Origin of the sequence: Gordonia amarae NBRC 15530 (assembly GCF_000241345.1) — a bacterium.
GTDB classification, from domain to species: Bacteria; Actinomycetota; Actinomycetes; order Mycobacteriales; family Mycobacteriaceae; genus Gordonia; species Gordonia amarae.
In genome coordinates, this window is sequence record NZ_BAED01000054.1 from 51,802 (window position 1) to 75,315 (window position 23,514).

Annotated in this window: 21 protein-coding genes, 1 pseudogene and 1 riboswitch; of the genes and pseudogenes, 11 read left to right on the top strand and 11 right to left on the bottom strand. The window is 67.2% G+C overall.

The window, feature by feature from the left end; all coding sequences use genetic code 11:
• Positions 1 to 45 precede the first annotated feature (45 nt).
• Positions 46 to 1,632, top strand: a complete 1,587-nt coding sequence (locus tag GOAMR_RS15375; protein WP_138943760.1) for an Hsp70 family protein — start codon at positions 46 to 48, stop codon at positions 1,630 to 1,632.
• Between the two features lie 38 nt (positions 1,633 to 1,670).
• Here GOAMR_RS15375 and metX (GOAMR_RS15380) read toward each other — a convergent pair whose 3' ends face one another.
• From metX (GOAMR_RS15380) to GOAMR_RS15390, 3 genes are read right to left on the bottom strand one after another with little or no spacing between them, the layout of a single operon-like run.
• Entirely contained in the window at positions 1,671 to 2,822 is a 1,152-nt protein-coding gene (gene metX, locus GOAMR_RS15380) for a homoserine O-acetyltransferase MetX (protein ID WP_005189715.1), read from the bottom strand.
• 10 nt (positions 2,823 to 2,832) lie between these two features.
• Positions 2,833 to 3,993 carry a homoserine O-acetyltransferase MetX gene (metX, locus tag GOAMR_RS15385; protein ID WP_040515467.1) on the bottom strand — a complete coding sequence of 387 codons (1,161 nt, stop codon included), beginning with the start codon at positions 3,991 to 3,993 and terminating at the stop codon, positions 2,833 to 2,835.
• 48 nt (positions 3,994 to 4,041) lie between these two features.
• Positions 4,042 to 5,355 (bottom strand): bifunctional o-acetylhomoserine/o-acetylserine sulfhydrylase, encoded by a 1,314-nt coding sequence (locus GOAMR_RS15390; RefSeq protein WP_040515468.1) that lies wholly within the window; start codon positions 5,353 to 5,355, stop codon positions 4,042 to 4,044.
• Positions 5,356 to 5,420: 65 nt separating this feature from the next.
• Positions 5,421 to 5,537: riboswitch (SAM riboswitch) on the bottom strand.
• 181 nt (positions 5,538 to 5,718) lie between these two features.
• Between GOAMR_RS15390 and GOAMR_RS15395 the strand changes: the two genes are divergently transcribed.
• The 6 genes from GOAMR_RS15395 (at position 5,719) to GOAMR_RS15420 (ending at position 11,689) form a co-directional block, all read left to right on the top strand.
• Positions 5,719 to 6,942, top strand: a complete 1,224-nt coding sequence (locus GOAMR_RS15395; protein ID WP_138943765.1) for an MFS transporter — start codon at positions 5,719 to 5,721, stop codon at positions 6,940 to 6,942.
• 11 nt (positions 6,943 to 6,953) lie between these two features.
• Entirely contained in the window at positions 6,954 to 7,796 is an 843-nt protein-coding gene (locus GOAMR_RS15400; protein WP_005189724.1) for an exodeoxyribonuclease III, read from the top strand.
• Between the two features lie 68 nt (positions 7,797 to 7,864).
• On the top strand, positions 7,865 to 8,929 hold the full coding sequence (gene trpS, locus GOAMR_RS15405; RefSeq protein ID WP_005189727.1) for a tryptophan--tRNA ligase: 1,065 nt from the start codon (positions 7,865 to 7,867) through the stop codon (positions 8,927 to 8,929).
• 40 nt (positions 8,930 to 8,969) lie between these two features.
• A complete protein-coding gene (locus tag GOAMR_RS15410; RefSeq protein ID WP_005189730.1) occupies positions 8,970 to 10,040 on the top strand; it encodes a YhjD/YihY/BrkB family envelope integrity protein in 1,071 nt (356 codons plus the stop codon).
• 126 nt (positions 10,041 to 10,166) lie between these two features.
• A complete protein-coding gene (locus GOAMR_RS15415) occupies positions 10,167 to 10,574 on the top strand; it encodes a YciI family protein (protein WP_005189733.1) in 408 nt (135 codons plus the stop codon).
• On the top strand, positions 10,571 to 11,689 hold the full coding sequence (locus tag GOAMR_RS15420) for an RNA polymerase sigma factor (RefSeq protein WP_005189736.1): 1,119 nt from the start codon (positions 10,571 to 10,573) through the stop codon (positions 11,687 to 11,689). Before GOAMR_RS15415 ends, GOAMR_RS15420 begins: the two co-directional genes overlap by 4 nt.
• A gap of 75 nt (positions 11,690 to 11,764) precedes the next feature.
• On the opposite strand, the gene GOAMR_RS15425 is transcribed toward GOAMR_RS15420, so the two are convergent.
• From GOAMR_RS15425 to sdhC, 4 genes are read right to left on the bottom strand one after another with little or no spacing between them, the layout of a single operon-like run.
• Positions 11,765 to 12,559 carry a succinate dehydrogenase iron-sulfur subunit gene (locus GOAMR_RS15425; protein WP_005189737.1) on the bottom strand — a complete coding sequence of 265 codons (795 nt, stop codon included), beginning with the start codon at positions 12,557 to 12,559 and terminating at the stop codon, positions 11,765 to 11,767.
• Positions 12,559 to 14,313 carry a succinate dehydrogenase flavoprotein subunit gene (gene sdhA / locus GOAMR_RS15430; protein ID WP_005189740.1) on the bottom strand — a complete coding sequence of 585 codons (1,755 nt, stop codon included), beginning with the start codon at positions 14,311 to 14,313 and terminating at the stop codon, positions 12,559 to 12,561. Before sdhA ends, GOAMR_RS15425 begins: the two co-directional genes overlap by 1 nt.
• A gap of 32 nt (positions 14,314 to 14,345) precedes the next feature.
• Positions 14,346 to 14,801 carry a succinate dehydrogenase hydrophobic membrane anchor subunit gene (locus GOAMR_RS15435; RefSeq protein WP_005189744.1) on the bottom strand — a complete coding sequence of 152 codons (456 nt, stop codon included), beginning with the start codon at positions 14,799 to 14,801 and terminating at the stop codon, positions 14,346 to 14,348.
• Between the two features lie 12 nt (positions 14,802 to 14,813).
• Positions 14,814 to 15,221, bottom strand: coding sequence for a succinate dehydrogenase, cytochrome b556 subunit (sdhC, locus tag GOAMR_RS15440; protein WP_083836982.1), 408 nt, complete (start codon positions 15,219 to 15,221; stop codon positions 14,814 to 14,816).
• A gap of 233 nt (positions 15,222 to 15,454) precedes the next feature.
• Here sdhC and GOAMR_RS15445 point away from each other — a divergent pair, with 233 nt between their 5' ends.
• The 3 genes from GOAMR_RS15445 to GOAMR_RS15455 are packed head-to-tail and all read left to right on the top strand — an operon-like array spanning position 15,455 to position 18,293.
• Entirely contained in the window at positions 15,455 to 15,850 is a 396-nt protein-coding gene (locus tag GOAMR_RS15445) for a cytidine deaminase (RefSeq protein WP_040515490.1), read from the top strand.
• Complete coding sequence (locus GOAMR_RS15450) at positions 15,847 to 17,175, top strand: thymidine phosphorylase (RefSeq protein ID WP_005189751.1); 1,329 nt, start codon at positions 15,847 to 15,849, stop codon at positions 17,173 to 17,175. The genes GOAMR_RS15445 and GOAMR_RS15450 overlap by 4 nt, the downstream gene beginning before the upstream one ends.
• A 2-nt stretch (positions 17,176 to 17,177) precedes the next feature.
• The gene (locus tag GOAMR_RS15455) at positions 17,178 to 18,293 is read left to right on the top strand and encodes an adenosine deaminase (RefSeq protein ID WP_005189754.1); all 1,116 of its coding nucleotides are present in this window, start codon (positions 17,178 to 17,180) and stop codon (positions 18,291 to 18,293) included.
• Between the two features lie 13 nt (positions 18,294 to 18,306).
• Here GOAMR_RS15455 and GOAMR_RS15460 read toward each other — a convergent pair whose 3' ends face one another.
• The 3 genes and pseudogenes from GOAMR_RS15460 to GOAMR_RS15470 form a co-directional block, all read right to left on the bottom strand.
• The gene (locus tag GOAMR_RS15460; protein ID WP_005189757.1) at positions 18,307 to 19,569 is read right to left on the bottom strand and encodes a SatS C-terminal domain-containing protein; all 1,263 of its coding nucleotides are present in this window, start codon (positions 19,567 to 19,569) and stop codon (positions 18,307 to 18,309) included.
• 99 nt (positions 19,570 to 19,668) lie between these two features.
• A pseudogene (locus tag GOAMR_RS25900) lies at positions 19,669 to 20,570 on the bottom strand (C40 family peptidase).
• Between the two features lie 245 nt (positions 20,571 to 20,815).
• A complete protein-coding gene (locus GOAMR_RS15470) occupies positions 20,816 to 21,655 on the bottom strand; it encodes a type VII secretion target (protein WP_040515470.1) in 840 nt (279 codons plus the stop codon).
• Positions 21,656 to 21,763: 108 nt separating this feature from the next.
• Here GOAMR_RS15470 and upp point away from each other — a divergent pair, with 108 nt between their 5' ends.
• Positions 21,764 to 22,387 carry a uracil phosphoribosyltransferase gene (gene upp / locus GOAMR_RS15475; RefSeq protein WP_005189770.1) on the top strand — a complete coding sequence of 208 codons (624 nt, stop codon included), beginning with the start codon at positions 21,764 to 21,766 and terminating at the stop codon, positions 22,385 to 22,387.
• 75 nt (positions 22,388 to 22,462) lie between these two features.
• Here upp and GOAMR_RS15480 read toward each other — a convergent pair whose 3' ends face one another.
• Positions 22,463 to 23,440 (bottom strand): type IV toxin-antitoxin system AbiEi family antitoxin domain-containing protein, encoded by a 978-nt coding sequence (locus tag GOAMR_RS15480; RefSeq protein ID WP_005189773.1) that lies wholly within the window; start codon positions 23,438 to 23,440, stop codon positions 22,463 to 22,465.
• Between the last annotated feature and the right edge of the window lie 74 nt (positions 23,441 to 23,514).

A 23,514-nucleotide genomic window follows, 5' to 3' on the forward strand; every position in this document is an offset into this window, starting at 1 on the left:
GCAACACCCAGCGCAATACCGGGCCAGGGCTCCACAGCCCTGGGGGTGTCGGTTGGGCGCGGACTGGTGCATTACGTCCTGCTGACCGACGACGAGTCGGGGCGCAGCGTGGTGGACAGCAGGGTGATCGACGTCGACCATCGTGACGGTCTCGACGACCTCGGACGGGTCAATGCCGGCATCGACGTCATGCTCAACGCGGCCGGCGACCAGGAACTGCATGTCGCGGCCATCGGCGTGGCCACCCCCGTCGGCACCCGCCGCCGTGCCGTGGAAGGCAAGGGATCGGGTACCCGCAGGCAGATCCGGCTCTTCGGCGACGACGAGGCCGTCGCCAAATACCTCGCGGGTACGGGCGAGATCGACCGGTACTCGTCGGTGCTCGTCGTCGACTGCGGCGACAGCGGGATGTCGATGTACACCCTCGACCCGGCCACACTGCGCACCGGGGAGGTGCTGCGGTCGCGGGCGATCAGCGGCCGCGGTGTCGACGAGGCCATCGCCAGGTCGGTCGCGCGGTCCGAACCGGACATCGCCGATGGCCCCGCGTTCAGCCAGGGCCGGCGCGATCTGATCAGCGCCTGCCGCACCGCCAAAGAGGAGCTGTCCCAGTCCGAACACGGCACGCCGGGGCAGGCCGCGCACGTCGCGGGAGTCAGCAAGGTCGACGTGACTGAGAGCATGGTCACCGATGCGGTGGAGCCGATGGTCGCCGAAGCCCGCGACGCGGTCGCCGACGGCCTGGCCGCCGCGGCGAAGCGCGGGGTCGACCCGGAGGCCGTGGTCCTGGTCGGCGGGCTCGCGAACCTTCCGGCGGTGCAGATGATCGTGACCGGCCACGGCGGCAGGGACCCCGTGGTCCCGGCGACGCCGGAGCTGGCATCGGCGATCGGCGCCGCACGGCTCGCCGCGTCGCGGCCCGCAGCCTCACGGCAGGCGGTCATCGGGGGCGGGATCACCCGCGGACTGCTGTCCCCGATGCCGCTCGCGGTGGTCGCGGCCATCGTCGGTGTGCTGCTGATGACCCTGTACGCGGTCGGCACCACGCTGTCGGGCCGGGAGGTCACGAGCCCCGGTGACACGCTGAGCATGGCCGAGGATCCGCCCGTGGACCAGTCCACGGCGGCCGGGGCGACCTCGCGCCCATATCAGCACGTGTCCGAGCATCGCCGGACCGAACTGTCCGTCCGGGTGCCCACAACCGACCCGTCGTGGGGCGAACTGCCGGGCTGGGCCACGATCGAACTGCCGCCCCCGGAAGTGTCGTCGACCACCACCCTGATCCCGAATCCTCCCGGTGGTGACGGCTTCGTGCCGACCACCACGACGCTGGTCCCGCCTCCCCAACGGCCCGAGACCACGTCGCCGACCCGGACCCCTGAGATCACCCGGCCACCGTCATCGAGCGGGCAACCGTCGTCGCCGGAGAGTTCAAGCACGTCGTCGTCAGATACCCCGACGCCGAGTATCTCGGGTTCGCCGTCCTCCGAACCGTCCGAGAGCAACGGGAACGCAGGAATCGGATCCGGCACCCAGATCGGTGCACCGACCGAAATTCAGCCGGTCGCACCGTCGACTCCGGCCCCGGGCCCCGAGTCGGGCACCGAGGTACCGGAGCCGGAGAACCCGTAGGGCGGGACCGCCCACCCTGGAGGCCGGTGTCTGAGGACTTACGGTGACTGCCGCGCGACCTCGGCCGTGAACCTCAGGACCTCGGCGACTTCGTCGGTCGCCGCGAGGAAACCATCGTGTCCCTTGTCCGAGTGCACAACGTGCAGGCCGCCCACGGCATTGCCCAGGTGATCGACGATTTCCTGCTGTAGGCGCAGCGGGAACAGCATGTCCGAATCGATGCCACCGACGACAACAGGAACGGTACAGTTGCCGAGCGCGGCGTGGACGCCGCCACGGTTGCGCCCGACATCGTGGGCGTTGACCACTTCGGTCAGCAGCACGAAGCTTCCGGGATCGAACCGCTCGATCAGCTTCTCGGCCTGGTACTCGAGGTAGCTCTCGATGGAATACCGGCCACCCTCCAGCGGATCCTCGCCGTCCTGGGGTGCGTTGCCGAAGCGCTCATCGAGTTCGGCCTCACCCCGGTAGGTCAGGTGCGCCATCCTGCGCGCGATGCCCATGGCCTCGGCGGGGGACCGCCCTGTTCCGTAATAGTCGCCGCCCTGCCAGTCCGGGTGCGACTTGATCGCCGCGATCTGGGCTGTCTGCACCCCGATCAGGTACGCGGTGGATCGGGCGGAGATCGCGAGGACCAGCGCGCTCCTGAGCCGATCGGGGAACCCGATCGCCCACTCGAGGGCGCGGGCACCACCGAGCGATCCGCCGAGCACGGCGGCCACCCGATCGATGCCGAGCACGTCCATCAGGAACACCTCGGCCCGCACCTGGTCGAGCAGAGTGATCCGGGGAAACCGTGACCCCCACGCCATCCCATCGGGGGCGATGGACGACGGACCGGTGGAACCCATGCAGCCGCCGATCGTGTTGGCCGCGATGACGCACCACTCGTCGGTGTCGATGGCCAGGCCCTTGCCGATCACATTGCCCCACCAACCCGGCGTCGGGTGATTGTCATCGGCGGCACCGATCACGTGCGAGTCGCCGGTCAACGCATGGAGGACGAGTACGACGTTGTCCCGCGCCGGCGACAGCCTGCCCCAGCGCTGAAAAGCCATCGTCACGTTCTCGAACACCTCGCCGCTGTCGAGGGGAAGCGGGGGCAGGTCGGCGTAGACCAACTGGCCGTCGGGAATATCCTCCCAGGACTCCGTATCCGTCAGACTATGGACTCGCTGATTCGTGGTCACCGGCAGGAGTTTACCTGCGGCCGGCGGCCGCGATGTCTGTTGTGTAACGCAGCAGGTCACCGATCGCGTCGGCCTCGGTGAGGAAACCGTCATGACCCTTGTCCGAGCGCACCACATGGAGGCCGCCGACGGCGTTGCCGAGGTGCTCGGCGATCTCCGCCTGCAGGCGCAGCGGGTACAACCGGTCCGAATCGATTCCGCCGACGACGACGGGCACCGGACATCCACTCAGTGCGGCGACGATGCCACCGCGTCCCCGGCCGATGTCGTGGGTGTTGAGCGAATCGGTGAGGACGACGTAGCTGCCCGGGTCGAATCGCCTGCTCAGCTTGGCGGACTGGTGTTCGAGATAGCTTTCGATGGCAAAACGGCCGTCCCGTAGGGGGTTCTCTGTGCCCTGAGGGGTATTGCCGAACCGGTCATCGAGCTCGGCCTCGGCGCGGTACGACAGGTGCGCGATACGCCGGGCGATGTTCATGCCGGCGGTGGGAGCCCGGCCGGTGCCGTGGTAGTCGCCGCCCTGCCAATCCGGATCGGACCTGATCGCGGCGATCTGCGTGGACTGGATACCGATCTGGTCGGCCGTCGCCCGCGCACCGACGGCCAGCACCAGCACGGACCGGACCCGATCGGGATAGCCGACGGCCCATTCGAGTGCCCGCGCACCGCCCATCGATCCGCCGAGCGCCGACGCGACCTCGGTGACACCGAGCGCATCCATCAGTGCGACCTCGGCCCGCACCTGGTCGGCGATGGTGATCCGGGGGAACCGTGATCCCCAGGGCCGCCCGTCCGGGGCGATCGAGGAGGGACCGGTCGACCCACGGCAACCACCGAGGACATTGGCGGACACGACGCACCATTCATCGGTGTCGATGGCGCATCCCGGACCGATCAGCCCGTCCCACCAGCCCGCCGTCGGGTGGTCGTCGTCGACCGGTCCGGTGACGTGCGAGTCGCCGGTGAGTGCGTGCAGTGTGAGAACCACATTGTCGCGGGTGGGTGACAACGTGCCCCAACGCTGGAACGCCAGGGTCACGTCGCTGAGCACCTCGCGATTGTCGAGTGTGAGCGGCCCGACCGAGGCATACATCGTCTGCCCGTCCGGGCTCTTCGCCCAGTCGGGGTCTGCGATCAGCCCGGCCGCCGGCCGTTCAGTACTCACTGACAAGGGTTGCTCACCTGCTCTCACACTCACCTGCTGCTCACTTGGCCCTGTTCACTTGGCCGCGGCGAAACCCTGCTCGAGGTCGGCGATGATGTCATCGACACCTTCGATTCCGACGGCGAGCCGGACCAGTCCCGGGGTCACGCCGGCAGCGAGCTGCTCGTCGGGCGTCAACTGGCTGTGGGTGGTCGACGCGGGGTGGATCACCAGCGAGCGCACATCACCGATGTTGGCGACGTGGCTGTGCAGGGTCAGCGCGTCGACGAACCGCTTGCCGGCGTCGACACCGCCCTCGATCTCGAACGCGACGATAGCGCCCTGCCCCCTGGGGGCGAGTTCCTGTCCGCGCTGATACCACGGTGAGGTGGACAACCCCGCGTAGGTCACCGAGGTGACCTGCGGATGATCGTTGAGGTGCGCGGCGACTCGCTGTGCGTTGGCCACATGCCGCTCGACGCGCAGGCTCAGCGTCTCCAGTCCCTGCGCGAGCAGGAAGGCGTTGAACGGGGAGATCGCCGCGCCGGTGTCGCGCAGCAACTGCACGCGGACCTTCAGCGCGTACGCCGGTGCGCCGAGGTCGGCGAACACCGCCCCGTGGTAGCTGGGGTCCGGGGTGGTGAATCCGGGGAACAGGTCGGTGCCGTCCCGCTGCACCCGCCAGTCGAAGGTTCCGCCGTCGATGATCACGCCGCCGATCGCGGTACCGTGGCCGCCGATGTACTTGGTGGCGGAGTGGACCACCACGTCGGCGCCGTGGGCGAGCGGGTTGAGCAGGTAAGGCGTGGCGACGGTGTTGTCGACGATCAGGGGCACGCCGTTGGTGTGCGCGACATCGGAGATGCCCTTGATGTCGAGGATCTCGTTGCCGGGGTTGGCGATGGACTCGCCATAGAAAGCGCGGGTGTTGTCGCGGACCGCGGCCTGCCAGGAGGCGGGATCCTCGGGATCGTCGACGAATGTGACCTCCACACCCAGCTTGGGCAGGGTGTAGTGGAAGAGGTTGTAGGTGCCGCCGTACAGCCGGGGGCTGGCCACGACATGGCTGCCCGTCTCGGCCACATTGAGGATCGCGTAGGTGGTGGCGGCCTGACCCGACGAGACCAGCAGCGCCGCGACGCCGCCTTCGAGTGCGGCCAGACGCTGCTCCACCGCGTCCTGCGTCGGGTTCATGATCCGCGTGTAGATGTTGCCCGGCTCCGCCAGACCGAACAGGTTGGCGGCGTGCTGGGTGTCGTGGAAGGCGTAGCTGGTGGTCTGGTAGATCGGCAACGCGCGCGCGCCGGTCGTCGGATCCGGGGACTGGCCGACGTGAATCTGCTTGGTTTCGAAACTCCAGTTATCCGCTGGATTCGCTGCGTCAGACATGACGTGATACACAACTTTCTGCGGTCGGCAGGGCCATGGGAGACCCTGTTGGGGTCCGACCTTCGGACCCGCGCTTGCCGGAAGGCCTGACGGCCCCCAACCCGGTCATCACCCGGAGCACCCCACCGCGGATGGAGGGTTGCCGATCAGCGAGCCGGGGCTTTGCGCTGATACTCATGACCTGGCGACAAGGATATAACACCGATTCGGGGCCGGGAGAACCCTCCTGCTCAGACCGATTGCAAGGCCGGGGAATCGGGTGCCGCGCGGATGGTTGTGAACGACCTCACCGGGTCCGGCCGGAATCATGAGGAGGCCGGTGCCGTTGGGTACGTTGTGCCCGACCAGCCCGCCCGTCCCGTCATGCGCGCTCCCGACCAGCGACCACATCCCGAGGGTGTCCGGCCGCGGCCGCTGGGCTGGGTGATCTTCGCGCTGGCGCTTGGCGGCTTCGGGATCGGGACCACCGAGTTCGTGTCGATGGGGCTGCTGCCCACCATCGCCGGCGCGCTCGGCGTGACCGAGCCGACCGCGGGTCACCTGGTGTCGATGTACGCGCTCGGCGTGGTCGTCGGCGCGCCCGTCATCGCTGCGCTGACCGCGCGCATGTCGCGGCGCACCCTGCTGATCGTCCTGATGGCCGCCTTCACCCTCGGCAACCTGACCACAGTGCTCGCGCCGTCGTACCCGCTGCTGCTGGCGGCCCGCTTCGTCGCCGGACTGCCGCACGGGGCGTACTTCGGGGTGGCCGCGATCGTGGCGGCCCACCTCGCCGGGCCGCGCAACCGGGCCAAGGCGGTGGGCATGACGATGCTGGGGCTGTCGGTGGCCAACGTCGCCGGGGTTCCGCTGGCCACCTGGCTCGGCGACACCTTCGGGTGGCGCGCCGCCTACGTCGTGGTCGTCGCGGTCGGCGTGCTCACGTTGCTGGCGCTGCTGCGCACGCTGCCGCCGCTGACCGACATGCGGGTGACCAATCCGCTCACCGAACTCGGCGCGCTGCGGCGTTCGCAGGTGTGGTTCACCTTGTTCATCGGCATCGTCGGCAACGGTGGGCTGTTCGCGTTCTACACCTACCTCAATTCGACCCTCACCTCCCTGACCGGCGTCGGGTCCGGCGCGGTGCCATGGGCGCTGATGCTGTTCGGTCTCGGCATGGTCGCCGGCAACATCGTCGGCGGGGCGGTGGCCGACCGGAATGTGACCGCCGGCATCGCGGGCGGACTGGGAGCGATGGTCGCCGTGCTGATCGCGTTCGCGGTGTGCGCGCAGGTCGCCTGGGCCGCGTTCGCGCTGACCTTCCTGGTGGGCATGGCCGGGGCGTCGATGATCCCGGCGCTGCAGACACGTCTGATGGATGTGGCCGACGACGCGCAGACGCTGGCGGCGTCGATGAACCATTCGGCGCTCAACGTCGCCAACGCAATCGGCGCCTGGATCGGTGGTGTGGTGGTGGCGGCGGGACTGGGCTACCGCGCACCCTCGCTGTTCGGGGCCGGGCTGGCGGCCGGCGGGTTGCTGATCCTGGTTCTGGCCGTAGTGGCACGCAGGGGTGCGCCGGCCACCACTGTCGCGGTGCGGACGTAGGCTCGGGTGCCGTGCCCATCGTCATCACCACCGTCAACGTCAACGGCATCCGCGCCGCTGTCAAACAACGCAACGAACGCAACGAGGGAATGTTGCGCTGGCTGTCGGAAACACCGTCGGATGTGATCGTCCTGCAGGAGATCCGCGCCTCGCACAAGCAGGCCCACGATGCGCTGGCGCCGGCCCTCGCCGACGGCTGGCACCTGACGATGACCGAGTCGTCGGTCAAGGGACATGCCGGGGTCGGCGTGCTCAGCCGAAGCGAACCGGCCGCGGTCCGGACCGGATTCGGGAGCCCCGAATTCGACGGCCTGGGCCGGTACGTCGAGGCCGACTTCACCGCCCCCGGGGTCGACGGCGTCGATGAGCTGACCGTCGCGAGTCTGTACCTGCCCAAGGGCGCCGCCGACACGCCGCAGGACGCGGCCAAGTTCGAGGAGAAGAAGCGTTTCCTCGACGAGTTCGGTGCCTACCTCGCGGGCCTGGCCGGCGGGGATCGCGGAGTGGTGGTCGGCGGCGACTGGAATATCGCACCCGCCGAGGCCGACATCAAGAACTGGAAGGGCAATCTGAAAAGCCCGGGTTTCCTGCCGCACGAGCGCGAGTGGGTGGCCGGTCTGCTGGCCTCGGGCTGGTCGGACGTGGTCCGGGACCTGTACCCGGATGACGCGGGGCCGTACAGCTGGTGGTCGTGGCGCGGTAAGGCCTTCGACAACGACGCCGGCTGGCGCATCGACTACCAATTCGCCAACGCGCCGATGGCGGCGGTGGCGAGCGCGGCCGTCGTGGACCGGGCGCAGGCCTACGATCTGCGCTGGTCCGACCACGCACCGGTGACCGTTACGTTCGGCTGAGCTGCCCGACCCGGGCCGCGGGGTGTGCCGACAAAATCGGCTTGAGCCGCTTTGAGACACTGGAACCCATGACCAGCAGTGAAGTCGCGAGCACCGAGAACGCCGGCGGCGAGGGCGCCGCACCCCAGCCCGCCAAGCGGGTCCTGTCCGGAATCCAGCCGACCAGTGACTCCTTCCATCTCGGAAACTACCTCGGCGCCGTGCGTCAGTGGGTGGAGCTGCAGGAGGACTTCGACGCCTTCTATTTCATCCCCGACATGCACGCCATCACCGTGCCGCAGGACCCGAAAGTGCTGCGCGAACGCACCCGCGTCGCTGTCGCCCAGTTGCTGGCCGTCGGCGTTGATCCCGCGCGCGCGACGATCTACGTGCAATCGCACGTCCCCGAGATCGCTCAGCTGACCTGGGTGCTCTCGTGCCTCACCGGGTTCGGCGAGGCCAGCCGGATGACCCAGTTCAAGGACAAGTCCGCCAAGCAGGGTGTGGACGCGGCGGGGGTGGGCCTGTTCACCTACCCGATCCTGATGGCCGCGGACATCCTGGCCTTCCAGGTGGATCTGGTGCCGGTGGGCGAGGACCAGCGTCAGCACCTGGAGCTGACCCGCGACCTGGCCCAGCGCTTCAACAAGCGGTTCGGCAAGGCGCTCAAGGTACCGGAGGCGTTCATCGTCTCCGAGTTCGCCAAGATCTACGACCTGCAGAACCCGACCGCCAAGATGAGCAAGTCGGCCGACACCGACAAGGGGCTGATCAACCTGCTCGACGATCCGAAGCGCTCGGCCAAGAAGATCCGGTCCGCGGTGACCGACACCGGCAGCGAGGTCGGCTTCGACCGGGAGAACAAGCCCGGTGTGAGCAATCTGCTGACCATCCAGTCCGCGCTCAGCGGCGTCGGTATCGATGACCTCGTCGCCAAGTACGAGGGCAAGGGTTACGGCGAGCTGAAGGTCGACACGGCCGACGTGCTGGCTGATTTCGTCGGGCCGCTGCGCGGCCGGGTCACCGAATACACCGAGGATCCGGCCTATCTCGATGGCATTCTGGCCTCGGGTGCCGAACGCGCCCGCGCAATTGCATCGGACACACTCAGAATTACGTATGACAAAGTAGGGTTCTTGGCACCGAAGGTGTGAGGTACCTTTCCCTCGCACCGTGACGAGGGAGACGTCGGGGATGAGTTCTGCGGTCGATTCGGCGAAGGACGCTGTCGCCACGGGGAAGGAGAAGTTCGAGGAGGCACAGGAGCGCTGGCCGTCTCTCAAACACATCCTCGATACCGTCGCCCGGTACGGCGACCGCCGCGGCAACCTGCACGCGGCCGGTATCACGTTCACCGGCATCCTGGCGCTCATCCCGATCCTGATGGTCGCGTTCGCCATCGCCGGTTATGTGCTGGCCGGCAATCAGGGCCTGCTCGACGATATCCAGGATTCGGTGGTCGAGCAGATGCCCGGGGATATGGGCACCCAGGTCTCCGACCTGATCGATTCGGCGATCGCCTCCCGCGCCACCGTCGGTGTCGTCGGTCTGCTCGGTGCCGCGCTGACCGGTATCGGATGGATGTCGGGTGTGCGGATGGCGCTCACCGAGATCTGGGGCGGCCGCATCAAGCGCAGTGCGATCAAGGCGAAGCTCGGCGACCTGGCGATCTTCGTGGTCGTCGGCCTGGCGTTCGTGATCACCCTGGGGCTCAGCGCCCTCGGCAGCAGTGGGCTGCTCCCTCAGATCATGGATTGGCTGTCGATCGATGACATGCCGTGGGCCTCGACGCTGATCCGGGTGGTCTCGATCCTGATCTCGGTAACCGCGTCCGGGCTGCTGTTCACCTTCGTGCAGTCCCGGCTGCCGCTGATGGACGTGCCGTTCCGCAACTGCCTCAAGGCGGGCTTCCTGATGGCCGTCGTCTTCGAGATCCTCAAGGCGTTCGGCGGGATCTACCTGACCTCGGTGATGAGCGGGCCGGCGGGCGCGGCGTTCGGCTCGATCATCGGCATCATGGTGTTCGCGTACCTCGCCTCGCGGATCCTGTTGTACGTCACCGCCTGGTGCGCGACCGACCCCAAGAACGCGGCCTTTCAGGTGGTCGACGAGATCGAACCGCCGGCCGAGGAGGACGCCCAGCGGCCGGTGGTGGTCTCACCCACGTACTCGGTGAGCGCGATGCCGCCGCCGTCGGTGATCGCCGGTGCGGTGGCCGCCGGGGCGGTGCTGGCGGCGTCGATCGCCGGGCTGATCCGCCGCTGATCCGGCCGAATCCGCGCATCGTCGCGAAATTCTCCGGCTCGATGTCGAAAATGGGTGGGCGGCGACGTCTCCCTGGTGAGCGTGCGACCACACGGGGCCACGCCGCACCAATCGAAGGAGACCATCATGGCCAAGTACCTGCTGCTCAAGCATTATCGCGGTGGCCCGGCGCCGATCGTCGACACACCACTGGACCAGTGGACCCCTGAGGATCAGTCCGCCCACTTCCGGTACATGGAGGAGTTCGCCGACAGACTCCGCGAGAGCGGCGAGTACGTTGCCTCCCAAGCTCTTTCGCCGCAAGGTACGTTCATCCGGTTCGACGGCGGGGGCAAACCGCCCGTCACCGACGGCCCCTTCGCCGAGAGCAAGGACCTGATCGCCGGCTTCATGCTGATCGACGTCGACTCCTTCGACCGCGCCAAGGAACTGGCCGCGGAACTGTCGGCCGCGCCCGGCCCGGGCGGTGCGCCGATCTGTGAATGGCTCGAATTGCGCCCGATGTACGATAACAATCCGATGGATGAGGGGTGAACCCTCCGATCATCCCCGAGGTGATCGGCATCCTCGTCCGCAGGGGAGCGGACTTCTCCTCGGCCGAGGATGCCGTCCAGGAGGCGCTGATCGAACTGCTCGGGGCGTCGTCGCCGCCGCGGGACCCCAAGGCGTGGCTGGTGACCGTCGCATGGCGCAGGTTTCTCGACGCGACCCGTTCCGAGGCCGCCCGCCGCGATCGCGAGGTGCGCGTGGCGACCGAGCCGGAACGAGGACCGGCACCGGACACCGACGACAGTCTCTGGCTGTACTTCCTGTGCGCCCATCCCGCGCTGAGTCCGTCGGCGGCGGTGGCGCTGACACTGCGTGCGGTCGGCGGACTCACGACGCAGCAGATCGCCGACGCCTATATGGTTCCGGTATCGACTATGGCCCAGCGTATTTCACGGGCGAAGCGGGTCATCGCGCAGGAATCGGTCGGGCAGCCAGGGGATCTCGCCATAGTCCTGCGCGTCTTGTATCTGGTGTTCAACGCCGGTTACTCGCAATCGGTGGACCTTGCGGCCGAAGCGATCCGGATCACCCGGCAACTCGCCGCCCTGGTCGATGAACCGGAGGTGCACGGCCTGCTCGCGCTGATGATGCTCCACCACGCCCGGCGGGCCGCCAGACACGAGCCGGACGGATCGTTGATCCCGTTGGCGCAGCAGGACCGAACGCGCTGGGACACAACCGAAATCGCGAGCGGTATCGAGATCCTGCAGGCCACGCTGGCCCGCGACCGCCTCGGCGAGTACCAGGCGCAGGCGGCGATCGCCGCGCTGCACGCGGATGCCCGCGACGTGGCCGAGACCGACTGGCCGCAGATCGTCGAGTGGTACGACGAACTCCTCGGTTTCACCGACACGCCGGTGGTGCGGCTCAATCGTGCGGTGGCGGTGGGGGAGTCCGATGGCCCGCACGCGGGGCTGGCCGCGCTGTCGGGTGTCGGTGAGGACACTCCGCGGCACGCCGCGGTCCGGGCGTATCTGTATGAAAAGGCCGGCGATACCGGGCCGGCCATCCGGCTCTACGTCGAGGCCGCCGATGCCGCGACGAGCGTCGCCGAACGCCGGCATCTGACCAAGCAGGCCGCGAGACTACGCGGCCGATAAACAGTGCGGCCCGCGGACCATCAGATCCGCGGGCCGCACTGTGGACTGAACAGCAGGGGGCTGAACAAGCGGGGGTCAGCGTGAGAACATCAGGGCGCGCTTGACTTCCGAGATCGCCTGGGTCACCTGGATACCGCGCGGGCAGGCGTCGGTGCAGTTGAAGGTGGTACGGCAGCGCCACACACCGTCGACATCGTTGAGGATATCGAGGCGCTCGACGGCGGCCTCGTCGCGGCTGTCGAAGATGAACCGGTGCGCGTTGACGATCGCGGCCGGACCGAAGTAACTGCCATCGTTCCAGAAGATCGGGCAACTGGTGGTGCAGCACGCGCACAGGATGCACTTGGTGGTGTCATCGAAGCGGGCGCGGTCGGTCTGGCTCTGGATCCGCTCGTACGTCGGATCGTTGCCCGAGGTGATCAGGAACGGCTTGATCGCCCGGTAGGCGTCGAAGAACGGCTCCATGTTGACGACCAGATCCTTCTCCACCGGCAGACCCTTGATGGGTTCGATGGTGATCGTCAGTTCCTTGGCCTTGGCCGCGTCCTTGGGCAGCAGATCCTTCATCAGGAGCTTGCAGGCCAGCCGGTTGACGCCGTTGACACGCATCGCGTCGGAACCGCACACGCCGTGGGCGCAGCTGCGCCGGAACGTGAGCGTGCCGTCGAGGTAACCCTTCACGTACAGGAGCAGGTTGAGCAACCGGTCGGTCGGCAGCGCCGGCACGCGGTAGCTCTGGAACCCCTGCGCGTCAGGATCTTCCGGGTTGAACCGGTAGATCTTGAGCGTGATCATGGTGGCCTCGGCGGGCACCGGGGGCAGCGGCGGCTCGTCGGAACCGGGTGCGGGCTTGTCCAGGATGGCAGTCATCAGTACTTACGCTCCATCGGCTCATAACGGGTCTGCACCACGGGCTTGTAGTCCAGCTCGATGTCGGAGAGAAGATCGGTGCCCTTCTTGTACGCCATCGTGTGGCGCATGAAGTTGACGTCGTCACGGGTGGGGTAATCCTCACGGGCATGCCCGCCGCGGGACTCCTTGCGGTTGATGGCACCGACCACGGTGACCTCCGCCATTTCCAGCAGGAATCCGAGTTCGATGGCCTCGAGCAGATCGGAATTGAACCGCTTGCCCTTGTCATGGATGCGGATGTGCGCGTACCGCTCCTTGAGCGCCTGCACGTCTTTGAGGGCCTGCTTGAGAGTGTCCTCGGTGCGGAACACCGACGCGTTGGCATCCATCGTGGCCTGCAGCGACGTGCGGATATCGGCGACCCGTTCGTGGCCGTGCTCGGACAGCAGCGTTTCCAGCCAGCCGTCGACCATCGTGGTGGGCGCCTCGGGCAGGGGAACGAACGACGCCGAGTTCGCGTACTCGGCGGCGGCGATACCGGCCCGCCGCCCGAAGACGTTGATGTCGAGCAGCGAGTTGGTGCCGAGCCGGTTGGCTCCGTGTACGGACACGCACGCGCATTCGCCGGCGGCGAACAGGCCGTGCACGATCTCGGTGTTGTTACGCAGCACCTGGCCCTCGACGTTGGTGGGGATACCACCCATCACGTAGTGGCAGGTGGGGAACACCGGGACGTACTCGGTGACCGGGTCGACACCGAGGTAGGTGCGGGCGAACTCGGTGATGTCGGGGAGCTTCTCGTTGAGCACGTCCTCGCCGAGGTGGGTCACGTCGATGTAGACGTAGTCCTTGTTGGGTCCGGCGCCGCGGCCCTCCAGAACCTCCAGCACCATCGAGCGGGCGACGATGTCGCGGGGCGCGAGGTCCTTGATGGTGGGGGCGTAGCGTTCCATGAAGCGTTCGCCGTCCACGTTGCGCAGGATGCCGCCCTCGCCGCGGACCGCCTCGGAGATGAGGATGCCCAGACCGGCCAGACCTGTCGGATGGAACTGGTGGAACTCCATGTCCTCCAGCGGAAGTCCCTTGCGGAAGACGATGCCCATACCGTCGCCGGTCAGCGTGTGCGCGTTCGACGTGGTCTTGTACATGCGTCCCGAACCACCGGTGGCGAACACGATCGACTTGGCATGGAAGACGTGGATCTCGCCGGTGGCCAGCTCGTAGGCGACCACGCCGGTGGCGGTGAGTTCACCGTCCTCGTTCTCCGACAGGCACAGGTCGAGGGCGTAGAACTCGTTGAAGAACTCCACGTCGTGCTTGACGCAGTTCTGATACAGGGTCTGCAGGATCATGTGACCGGTACGGTCGGCGGCGTAACAGGCCCGGCGGACCGGGGCCTTGCCGTGGTCACGGGTGTGACCACCGAACCGGCGCTGGTCGATCCGGCCCTCAGGGGTGCGGTTGAACGGCAGGCCCATCTTCTCCAGGTCGAGCACCGCGTCGATGGCCTCCTTGGCCATGATCTCGGCGGCGTCCTGGTCGACGATGTAGTCGCCGCCCTTGACGGTGTCGAAGGTGTGCCACTCCCAGTTGTCCTCCTCGACGTTGGCCAGCGCGGCGCACATGCCGCCCTGTGCCGCGCCGGTGTGGGAGCGGGTGGGGTAGAGCTTGGTGAGGACCGCGGTCCGCGCACGGGGAGCGGCCTCGATGGCCGCGCGCATCCCGGCGCCGCCTGCACCGACGATGAGTACGTCGTAGCGGTGTTCCTGCATGAGTCTTGGTCTCCTTTATCCGACGCGCGAGGTCAGTCGACGCTGCTGACGTCGAAGGTGAGAAGGGCATAGGTGCCCATGATCAGCACGAGCAGCATCGACAGGGCCAGCAGGACGTTCAGCCAGAAGCGGGTCGAATCCTTGCGCGTGTAGTCGGCGATGACGGTGCGCACACCGTTGCCGCCGTGCAACTGCGCCAGCCACAGCATGGTCAGATCCCAGATCTGCCAGCCCGCCGAGTCCCAGCGCTTGGCCACGAACGAGGCGTCGATGCGGTGCACGCCGTCGTCCCACGCCAGCATGATGAACATGTGGCCGAAGGTCAGGATGATCAGTGCCAGGCCCGAGAAGCGCATGAACATCCACGCGTTCTTCTCGAAGTTGCCGCCCTTGGGCTTGCGCGGCGAGCGCGGGTTGTCGAGGCTGGCCGGCCGGACGTGTTCCTTCTCGAGCGTCTTGGCCAGTTTCGGATTTGCTGAAGTGGTCATGTCCGTCGGCTCCTAGAACGAATGCTGGATCAGGATCTGCAGGAGCCGGACAGCCATCGCGCCGAACAGCACGACGAACAGGCCGAGAATGCCCCACAGCATCTGCCGCTGGTACTTCGGTCCCTTGCCCCAGAAGTCGACCAGGATCAACCGCAGGCCATTGAGTGCGTGGAACAGCACGCACGCGACCAGCGCGATCTCCATCAGACCGATGATCGGGGTCTTGTACGTCTCGACGACCTCCGAATACTTGTTCGGGTCGATGCGGATGACCGCGGTGTCGAGGACGTGAACGAACAGGAAGAAGAAGATTGTCACACCGGTGATGCGGTGTAGCACCCAGGACCACATGCCTGGATCGCCTCGGTAGAGGGAACGCTTACGCACCGGATCTGGTGCAACCTCGGTCGGCGTACTCATCGGAAAGTTGGCCTCCAACACCGTCGATGGATTGGCTGGGCCGACTGCTCACGAACCTGCGGGCGACCCATGCAAGAGACTTTAAACCTATGCTGAGGCCGTCGTTAAATTACCCGAACACATTTGAGAGACAAGATATCTCGATTTAGGGTTGCCTTACCAATGTCCGCGTTGTAGTCGGGGTGGTCACATCGGGGTCCGAAAGTGATGTCGAGGAGGTTGTGGTGGTCGGGATGACCGAGTGGAAGACGTTGCGAGACAACGCAAGGTCGATGATCGGCAAGGCTTACGCGCCGTATTCGCGGTTCCCGGTGGGGGCCTCCGCAATCACAGACGACGGCCGTTTCGTGGCCGGATGCAATGTGGAGAATGTCTCATACGGTCTCGGGATCTGTGCCGAGGTGACTTTGGCGGCGCAGCTGGTGGCCACCGGTGGCGGGCGGCTGCGGGCCGTCGCGGTCTGTGACGCCGACGGTTCGCCGCTGATGCCGTGCGGCCGGTGCAGGCAGGTGCTCCTCGAATTCGGCGGACCGGGTCTGCTCGTCGACCACGCCGACGGTCCGCGGACCCTTGGCGAGCTGCTGCCCGATGCGTTCGGCCCCGAGGATCTGGATCGGATCACCCGATGAGCCCGGTCCTCGACGCGGTGTCGGTCATCGCCGCCAAGCGAGACGGCTGCGAACTGACCGATGAGCAGATCACCTGGATAGTCGACCGGTACACCCGTGCCGACGGGGTCGCCGAGGAACAGATGTCGGCGCTCCTGATGGCGATCTACCTGCGCGGGATGACCGATCGGGAGATCGTCACCTGGACACAGTCGATGATCGACAGCGGCACGCGGATGGACTTCGGCGAGCTGCGGCGCGACGGCAGGCCGCTGACCACCGTCGACAAACACTCCACCGGCGGGGTGGGGGACAAGATCACGTTGCCGCTCGCACCTCTGGTCGCCTCGTTCGGCGTGGCGGTGCCGCAACTGTCGGGCAGAGGCCTGGGCCACACCGGCGGCACCCTCGACAAGCTGGAGTCGATTCCCGGCTGGCGGGCGGATCTGACGACGGCGCAGCTGTATTCGCAGCTCGAGTCCGTCGGCGCCGTGGTGTGTGCGGCCGGGGCCGATCTCGCGCCCGCCGACCGCAAGCTGTACGCACTGCGCGATGTCACCGGAACCGTCGAATCGATACCGCTGATCGCGGCCTCGATCATGAGCAAGAAGATCGCCGAGGGAACCGGGGCGCTCGTACTGGATGTCAAAACCGGCTCGGGGGCTTTCCTGTCGTCACCCGACGACGCCCGGCGGCTGGCCAAGACGATGGTGTCACTCGGCACCGCGGCCGGTGTGCGCACCACCGCGCTGCTCACCGACATGTCCACCCCACTGGGCCTGACCGCCGGCAACGCGGTCGAGGTGGCCGAGTCGCTCGAGGTGCTGTCCGGGGGTGGACCCGCCGACGTCGTCGAACTCACCCTCGCTCTGGCGCGGGAGATGCTCGACGCGGCCGGGCTCCCCGACGCCGACCCCGCCGCCCATCTGGCGAATGGCAGGGCCATGGACACCTGGCGCGCGATGATCGCCGCGCAGGGCGGTGACCCGGACGCCCCGCTGCCGGTCGCCCCACACATCGAGGTGGTGCGGGCGCCGACGTCGGGTGTGCTGCGGAGCCTGGACGCGATGGCGGTGGGAGTTGCCGCCTGGCGTCTCGGCGCGGGCCGGGCGGTCCCGGGCGCCGGCGTCCAGTCCGAGGCCGGCGTGGTACTGCACGCCAAACCCGGCGACACGGTGACAGCCGGTGCACCGCTGTACAGCCTGCACACCCGGACGCCCGGGGCCATCGGCGGAGCGGTCGCCGCTCTCGACGGGGCGGCCGTGATCAGCCCACCCGGGAGCGCTACGGAGGATGATTCTCGTCCGCTCACCGGGCCGCTCGTGCTCGATCGCGTTACCGTCTGAAGATGACGCCCCGACCACTCGACCTCAGTAACCTCGCCCTCGCCCCCAAGGCCCTTCTGCACGATCACCTCGACGGCGGGCTGCGTCCGGCCACGGTGCTGGAGCTGGCCCGCGACTGCAGCTACACCGGGTTGCCCGCCGACGATGCGGCGTCGCTGGCGACGTGGTTCCGGGAGTCAGCCGACAGCGGGACGCTCGAGCGGTATCTGGAGACCTTCGCGCACACTGTCGCCGTGATGCAGACGGCGCCCGCGCTCGAACGCGTCGCCCGCGAATGCGTGGAGGATCTGGCCGCCGACGGCGTGGTCTACGCGGAGGTGCGGTTCGCGCCCGAGCAGCACCTCGCGGACGGCCTGACCCTCGATGAGGTGGTGGAGTCTGTGCTGTCCGGCTTCGCCAAGGGCGAGGTGGATGCCGCCGGGCAGGGCAGGCCGATCGTCGTGCGCTGTCTGGTGACCGCGATGCGGCACGCCGCCCGCTCCCGGGAGATCGCGGAGCTGGCCGTGCGATTCCGCGACCGCGGTGTAGTCGGCTTCGACATCGCCGGCGCGGAGGCCGGCAATCCGCCGACGCGGCATCTCGACGCGTTCGAGTACATGCGTGCCAACAACGCCCGGTTCACCATCCACGCCGGTGAGGCGTTCGGGTTGCCGTCGATCCACGAGGCGCTGGCCTACTGCGGTTGCGACCGGCTCGGGCACGGCGTCCGGGTCATCGACGACATCACGCTGCCGCCGGGGGTGAGTGCGGCGGCACACTCGTTCGAGGGTGCGGTGCTCGGCGACATCGCGGCGACGGTACGCGACAAGCGGATTCCGCTGGAGCTGTGCCCGAGTTCCAACGTGCAGACCGGTGCCGTGGCGTCATTGGCCGAGCACCCGTTCAATATCCTTGCGCGACTGCGGTTCCGGGTCACGGTGAACACCGATAACCGGCTGATGAGCGATACCTGCATGAGCAACGAGTTCAAGGTGCTCGTCGATCACTTCGGTTACGGCTGGACCGATCTGGAACGCTTCACCGTCAACGCGATGAAGTCGTCGTTCCTGCACTTCGACGAACGCATCCGGATCATCGACGAGGTCATCAAACCCGGATACGCCGTCCTGATCGGCTGAACTTACGGTCGGTTCAGCTCTTCTTGTCGAGCCGGGCCTCGAAGTCGTGCTCGAGGGCCCGCCAGGCCTCCGACTCGTTGTCGAACGGACCGGACGGGGCGAGCCGCTTCGGGTCGGGGTTGATGGCGTAGTCGACGAACCAGCCCAGCGGGGTGGTCGATCCCAGTGCCTCGCTGACGTTGTTGTCGTCGCCGTAATCGGCTGCGTCGGTAAACAGTTCGACGGCAAGGTCGAGCTGGTTGCGGTCTATGCGGCGCGGTCCGTCGGCGATGTCGTCGGCCAGGCCGGTCAGCACGTAGACGTTCTCGTCGATGACGTCGAACTCCAGCGAGCCGTCGGTGGCCTCCACCTGGACCTGGTCGAAGGTGGACACGTCGAGCAGATCGTGGTCGGTGCTGTCGGCGAGGAACTTGCTCAGGGCCCGCGGTGAGGTGAACACGAAGATCTTGCCGTCGGCGCCGAGGAACACCGGGTCGTCGCCGAGATAACAGCGCAGCGTCAGGTATTCGTCGTCGCTGGTGACGATGCGGATGGGGTCGATGCCGACCTGCGCCCAGAAGCTGTCGTCGTCGTAATCGTCATCCTCATCCTCCTCCTCGTCGTCGTCGTCCTCGTCGTCGATGCCTTCGGCCGCCTCGAGTTCGTCGTCGCCGGGCTCATCCTCGTCCTCTGCGGAGGCGGCCGCCTCGAGCTCGGCCGCGGCGGTCGCCACGGCGTCGTCGTCGGTGGGTGGTTCGGTGAGCACGCCGTCGATCGCGTCGACGACGTCATCCCAGTGCTTGGCGATGAGCCGGCCGATCCGCACCCACAGGTCGATACCGTCTCGGCCGACGAAGTTGCGGGTGCCGGTGGTGACGGCGCCCAGGATCGGGTTGCCGTTGAAGAACTTGGTGACGACGGTCAGTTCGCACACCTCACCGAGGATGCGGACGATCTCCAGCGCGTCCTCTAGTTCGGCGATGACCTCGGGGGTGGGATCCTCGGCCGCGAGCTCGGGCACGCCGACCAGGTCGTAGGTGTGCCGGTCGTCGGGCAGCAGTTCGTCGGCCGAGACCTGCTTGAGGGTCTCCCAGGTGGGATGGTCCTCGAGGTCGTTCTCGGCGCCGGACCGGATGAACGCCGCCAGTTCGGCGACGCCGGGGAGCCCGTACAGGTCCTCGTCGAGCCCGAGGAAGGCTTCCCATTCGTCGTCGCCCTCGCGCCAGCGTGGCGCCCAGAGGGTGAAGACGTTTCCGTTGGTCAATCCGAGTTCGATGGGGACGATGTCTCCGGCCATGAGCAGAAAGCCTAACGCTAGAGGTGGGCAGAGCGTCACCATGGTAGGGGATGACGGTGAGGAACAGGTGACACCGGATTGACGGTCGGCTCCGGATCATCAGGTGACACGGTAGAAACCTTCGAAGTTCTGACCCGCGTTGGTGGTGCGCAGCTGCGTGACACTGACAGGGGCACCGCCGGTCTCGATGAGCTGGCCGTTGCCGATGTACATGGCGACGTGACCGGACCAGACGGCGAGGTCGCCGGGCTGCAGGTCGTCCTGGGAGACCTGGCGGCCGGCGGTGTCCTGGTCCTGGGCTAGGCGGGGCAGCTCGACGCCGGCCTGCCGGTAGGCCCACTGCGTGAAGCCGCTGCAGTCGAACCCGCCGGTGCTTGTTCCGCCCCACATGTAGGGGGTGCCCTGCTTGCTGAGCGCGGCGGTGACGGCGGTCGCGGCCTTTTGGTTGGGGCGTAGGCGACGGAGCCGTCGGGGAGGGTGATGGGGATGCCTGAGCCGGTGGTGCGGGTGCTGGCCGCTGTGGTGAACGTCGGGGTGTCCTGCGAGGTCGTCGCGATGGGGGTCTGACGGTTCGCGCCGGTGGTCGTGGTGGACGGGGTGGTGGTGCTCGGGGTCGTGGTGCCCGGCGCGGAGGTGCCCGGTGTGCTGGTCGAGTAGGGCGTGGTGGTGACCGGGCTGGTCGAGTGCTGAACCTGGGTGATCGTGGCCGGTGTGGACTTGTTCGTGGGCGTCGAACCGGTCTGGGTGGATTTCGTCTGTGCGCGGGTGACTGCCCGTAGCCGCGCCGAATCCGATTCCAGTTGCGTGCGGGTCTTTTCGACGATTTGGACGCCCCGGCTGACGTGATCGATGGCGACGGGCACGAGGAGCGCGAGCCCGCTGACGGTCAGGGCGTTGCCGCCGAGCGTCGATACCGTGCGGCCGAAGGAGTCGACGAGGGTGTCGAGTTGCTTTGCGGCGGTGGCCACTTTGCCGGCCGCGTCGTCGACGATGGTGGCGATGCTGTCGGTGTCCGCCGTGAAAGTCGTTGCGGCGTTTGTGGTGGCGTTGACCTGTGTGGCCATGCCGCGGGCGCCGTCACCCGACCATGACTTGAGGACGGTGGTCGTGGCCGCCGCCGAGTTCTTCTCCGCCTCTGCGAGAGTCTGTGCGGTGGTGCGCAATCGGGTGACGGGATTATCCGGTGGCAGCACGCCGGTGCCGAGGGTGTCGACGAGGGTGTGCAGGGGCGCGATCAGCAGGTTGATCATTTCAGCGTCAGCTCCTTGTCGGCGCCGCCGACCTTGATGGTGGTGACGGTCGTCGTGGTGATCGTTCCGGTGGGTGATGTCGTGGTGGTCGTCGTCGTGGTGGTGGACGGGGCAGTGCCGTTCGGGGTCGCCGCGTGGGAGGGGCCAGTGCCCGGTGGGGTGCCCCTGTCCGGTGTGGTGCTATTCGACGACAGCTTGTCGGTCTGCACCTTGTCCGACGTCGCGGTGTCGGGCACCGACTTGCCTTGGGTCGTTGTGTCCGTTGCCTTGTCCGGCGCTGCCTTGTCGGGCGCTGCCTTGTTACCTGCTGTCTGCCGGTCCGTGGCGTGCTCGGATGTGTCCTGCTTCTTCGTATCCTTCTTGTTCGTGGCCTGAGTGGTGTTGTTCTGCTTGTCGGTGCTCTGGGAGGTTGTCAGCAGGCTCGCTAGTGACTGGACACCGGTGGCGAGCGTGGACAACGCCTGAATTCCGGTGGTCATCGGGTTGTTCGTCGTCTGCGTCGGGGTGGTTCGCCTTTGGGTGTTCGCCTTCTGTGTTCGTATCTTCTGCGCGGCGGTGCCGTCGGTGGCGACGTAGGTGTTGGCCGCGGTCACCGATTGGTTGCCGATCGTCTCGTGTTTCTCGGCGATCGCGACGACCTCCCGCGACTTGGTGTCAAGCACGCCGGTGAGGACGGTGAGGAAGTCGGCGCCGATGACACCGAAGGTGGGGGCGAGTTCGGTGGCCGCCGACGACCCCGTGGTGGCCGAGCCGCGGATCTCGGCAGCGATGGTGCGTTGTTGCTGGGCGAATCGGGTGATCGCGGCCGGGTCGGCCTGAACCTGGGTGTTCGTCATGGGGGTCTGACGCAGCGGAACCCCGTTTGGTTCCATCGAATTTCTGTTCGATGGATGAATGGTGGTTCCGGCACGCGGCGGTGCCGATCTGGATTTAAGGTGATCGCCATGGATGTGCACATCGTCGCTCACCCGCTGGCCGCCGTCCGGCTGACCACCCTGCGTGACAAGAACAGCAGCAATGCCCAGTTCCGGCAGGCGTTGTCCGGTCTGACGCAGATCCTCGTCTACGAAGCACTGGCGTCGGCGTCCGTCGATGACGTGCCCATCGAGACGCCGATCTGCCCGTGTCCGGGTGCGCGGCTCAGCGCGCCGCCGCTGCTCGTCCCGGTGCTGCGCGCCGGGCTCGGGATGGTCGATCAGGCGCACGCGATGGTCCCCGAGGCCAACATCGGATTCGTCGGCATCGCCCGCGACGAGTCGACCGCCAAACCGGTGCCGTACCTGGCGTCGCTGCCCGAGGATCTGTCGCAGATCCCGGTGTTCGTCCTCGACCCGATGCTGGCGACGGGCGGTTCGATGCTGCACGCTATCGACCTGTTGGTCGAACGCGGCGCCCGCGATATCACCGCCATCTGCGTGGTCGCCGCCCCCGAAGGCGTCGCCGCCCTGCAAAACTCCGGCCACCCGATCCGCCTGATCGTAGGAGCGATAGACGAAGGCCTCAACGACGCCTACTACATCGTCCCCGGCCTGGGCGACGCCGGCGACCGCCAATACGGCCCCCGCTGATCTTCCCGCTCAACCATTTCCTTCAGCGCTAAACGGATCCGTTTAGCGCTGAAGGAAACGGTAAAGCGGGAACGCTCACGCACAGAGACCGAGGCGTTTGAGTCGGGGCTTGATAAGGTCGACGACGCTCCGTGACTCCAGGTGCGCCCAGACCCAACGGACTACGAGCGCATCGGTCGCGCGGAGTTCGTCCTCACGAAGCTTCTCCCGCACCACGGCGTCCGCGGCTGTTTCGCCGGGCCTGAGGAGACGGCCGTACTTGTGGAGGCCGTCGAACTCTCCGATCAATGCCTCGTCCCAGTCGAAGTCGGTGTCGTAGTAGCCCGATGAGCACTGGAATCGGTGTTGCAGCCGCGGGACAGGCAGGCCGGCTTCGATCATCTGGGCGCGGCTCCACGATTCGCCGACGCTCTGCGACAGTCCGCTGGCGAGGGAGAGCGCACGTCTCGCAACCCGCACACCGACGCGCCGCCGGGATTCGAGGATGTCTCGCATCATCTCGATGTCCCCGCCTACCCGCATCGCTTGGTCGAATGCCGTCAGTGCCTGCGCGAACACACCCCGGGTGGCGACGTCGACCGCGGTCCGTTCGACGGTGGTCACCGCAATTCCGTCGACGACGGTGACCTCCGCGGGATCGAGCGGGGTCGCATGCAGGTGCCGGTAGCGATGAACGGCGCCGCCCGACGTCCCGCCCGACGCGACATGCACACGCGAGATATCCGGCTTGAGCAGCGGGATCCCGTGAAACGCAGCGGCCGTCGCGTGACAGAGCGGCAGGGGTGAGGTGGCCGTAGACAGTTCGGACGTCGCGACCGCAATGGCTGTCATGCGGTGCAACCGCTGTGCGCCTTCGGCTCCGTCGAAATCGGTGCTGGGTACGACCAAGGATCCCGGGTATACACGAAGGAGCAAGCCACGCCGAATCGCCTGTGCGATCTGGTTGTCGGAGACTCCCGTCTCCAGCAGCGCGGAGCGTCGAATAAGGCCGTACGAGTCGGTGGGATACGCGATCATGGCAATCAGACGCAGCAAACGCCCGTTTGGTTCCATCCGTCTCTTCCCGCGTAACCGTTTCCTTGCACGCTAAACGGATCCGTTTAGCGGCGAAGGCAATCACTACGCGG

What these genes read in the sequence shown, in the direction of transcription:
- GOAMR_RS15455 (WP_005189754.1), top strand. Translation starts at nt 17,178, where the DNA reads ATGACGCCCCGACCACTCGACCTCAGTAACCTCGCCCTCGCCCCCAAG.
- GOAMR_RS15390 (WP_040515468.1), bottom strand. Translation starts at nt 5,355, where the DNA reads ATGTCTGACGCAGCGAATCCAGCGGATAACTGGAGTTTCGAAACCAAG.
- sdhA (WP_005189740.1), bottom strand. Translation starts at nt 14,313, where the DNA reads ATGCAGGAACACCGCTACGACGTACTCATCGTCGGTGCAGGCGGCGCC.
- GOAMR_RS15470 (WP_040515470.1), bottom strand. Translation starts at nt 21,655, where the DNA reads ATGACGAACACCCAGGTTCAGGCCGACCCGGCCGCGATCACCCGATTC.
- GOAMR_RS15450 (WP_005189751.1), top strand. Translation starts at nt 15,847, where the DNA reads ATGAGCCCGGTCCTCGACGCGGTGTCGGTCATCGCCGCCAAGCGAGAC.
- GOAMR_RS15425 (WP_005189737.1), bottom strand. Translation starts at nt 12,559, where the DNA reads ATGACTGCCATCCTGGACAAGCCCGCACCCGGTTCCGACGAGCCGCCG.
- GOAMR_RS15460 (WP_005189757.1), bottom strand. Translation starts at nt 19,569, where the DNA reads ATGGCCGGAGACATCGTCCCCATCGAACTCGGATTGACCAACGGAAAC.
- GOAMR_RS15480 (WP_005189773.1), bottom strand. Translation starts at nt 23,440, where the DNA reads ATGGAACCAAACGGGCGTTTGCTGCGTCTGATTGCCATGATCGCGTAT.
- GOAMR_RS15445 (WP_040515490.1), top strand. Translation starts at nt 15,455, where the DNA reads ATGACCGAGTGGAAGACGTTGCGAGACAACGCAAGGTCGATGATCGGC.
- GOAMR_RS15435 (WP_005189744.1), bottom strand. Translation starts at nt 14,801, where the DNA reads ATGACCACTTCAGCAAATCCGAAACTGGCCAAGACGCTCGAGAAGGAA.
- sdhC (WP_083836982.1), bottom strand. Translation starts at nt 15,221, where the DNA reads ATGAGTACGCCGACCGAGGTTGCACCAGATCCGGTGCGTAAGCGTTCC.
- GOAMR_RS15395 (WP_138943765.1), top strand. Translation starts at nt 5,719, where the DNA reads ATGCGCGCTCCCGACCAGCGACCACATCCCGAGGGTGTCCGGCCGCGG.
- upp (WP_005189770.1), top strand. Translation starts at nt 21,764, where the DNA reads ATGGATGTGCACATCGTCGCTCACCCGCTGGCCGCCGTCCGGCTGACC.
- GOAMR_RS15415 (WP_005189733.1), top strand. Translation starts at nt 10,167, where the DNA reads ATGGCCAAGTACCTGCTGCTCAAGCATTATCGCGGTGGCCCGGCGCCG.
- trpS (WP_005189727.1), top strand. Translation starts at nt 7,865, where the DNA reads ATGACCAGCAGTGAAGTCGCGAGCACCGAGAACGCCGGCGGCGAGGGC.
- GOAMR_RS15410 (WP_005189730.1), top strand. Translation starts at nt 8,970, where the DNA reads ATGAGTTCTGCGGTCGATTCGGCGAAGGACGCTGTCGCCACGGGGAAG.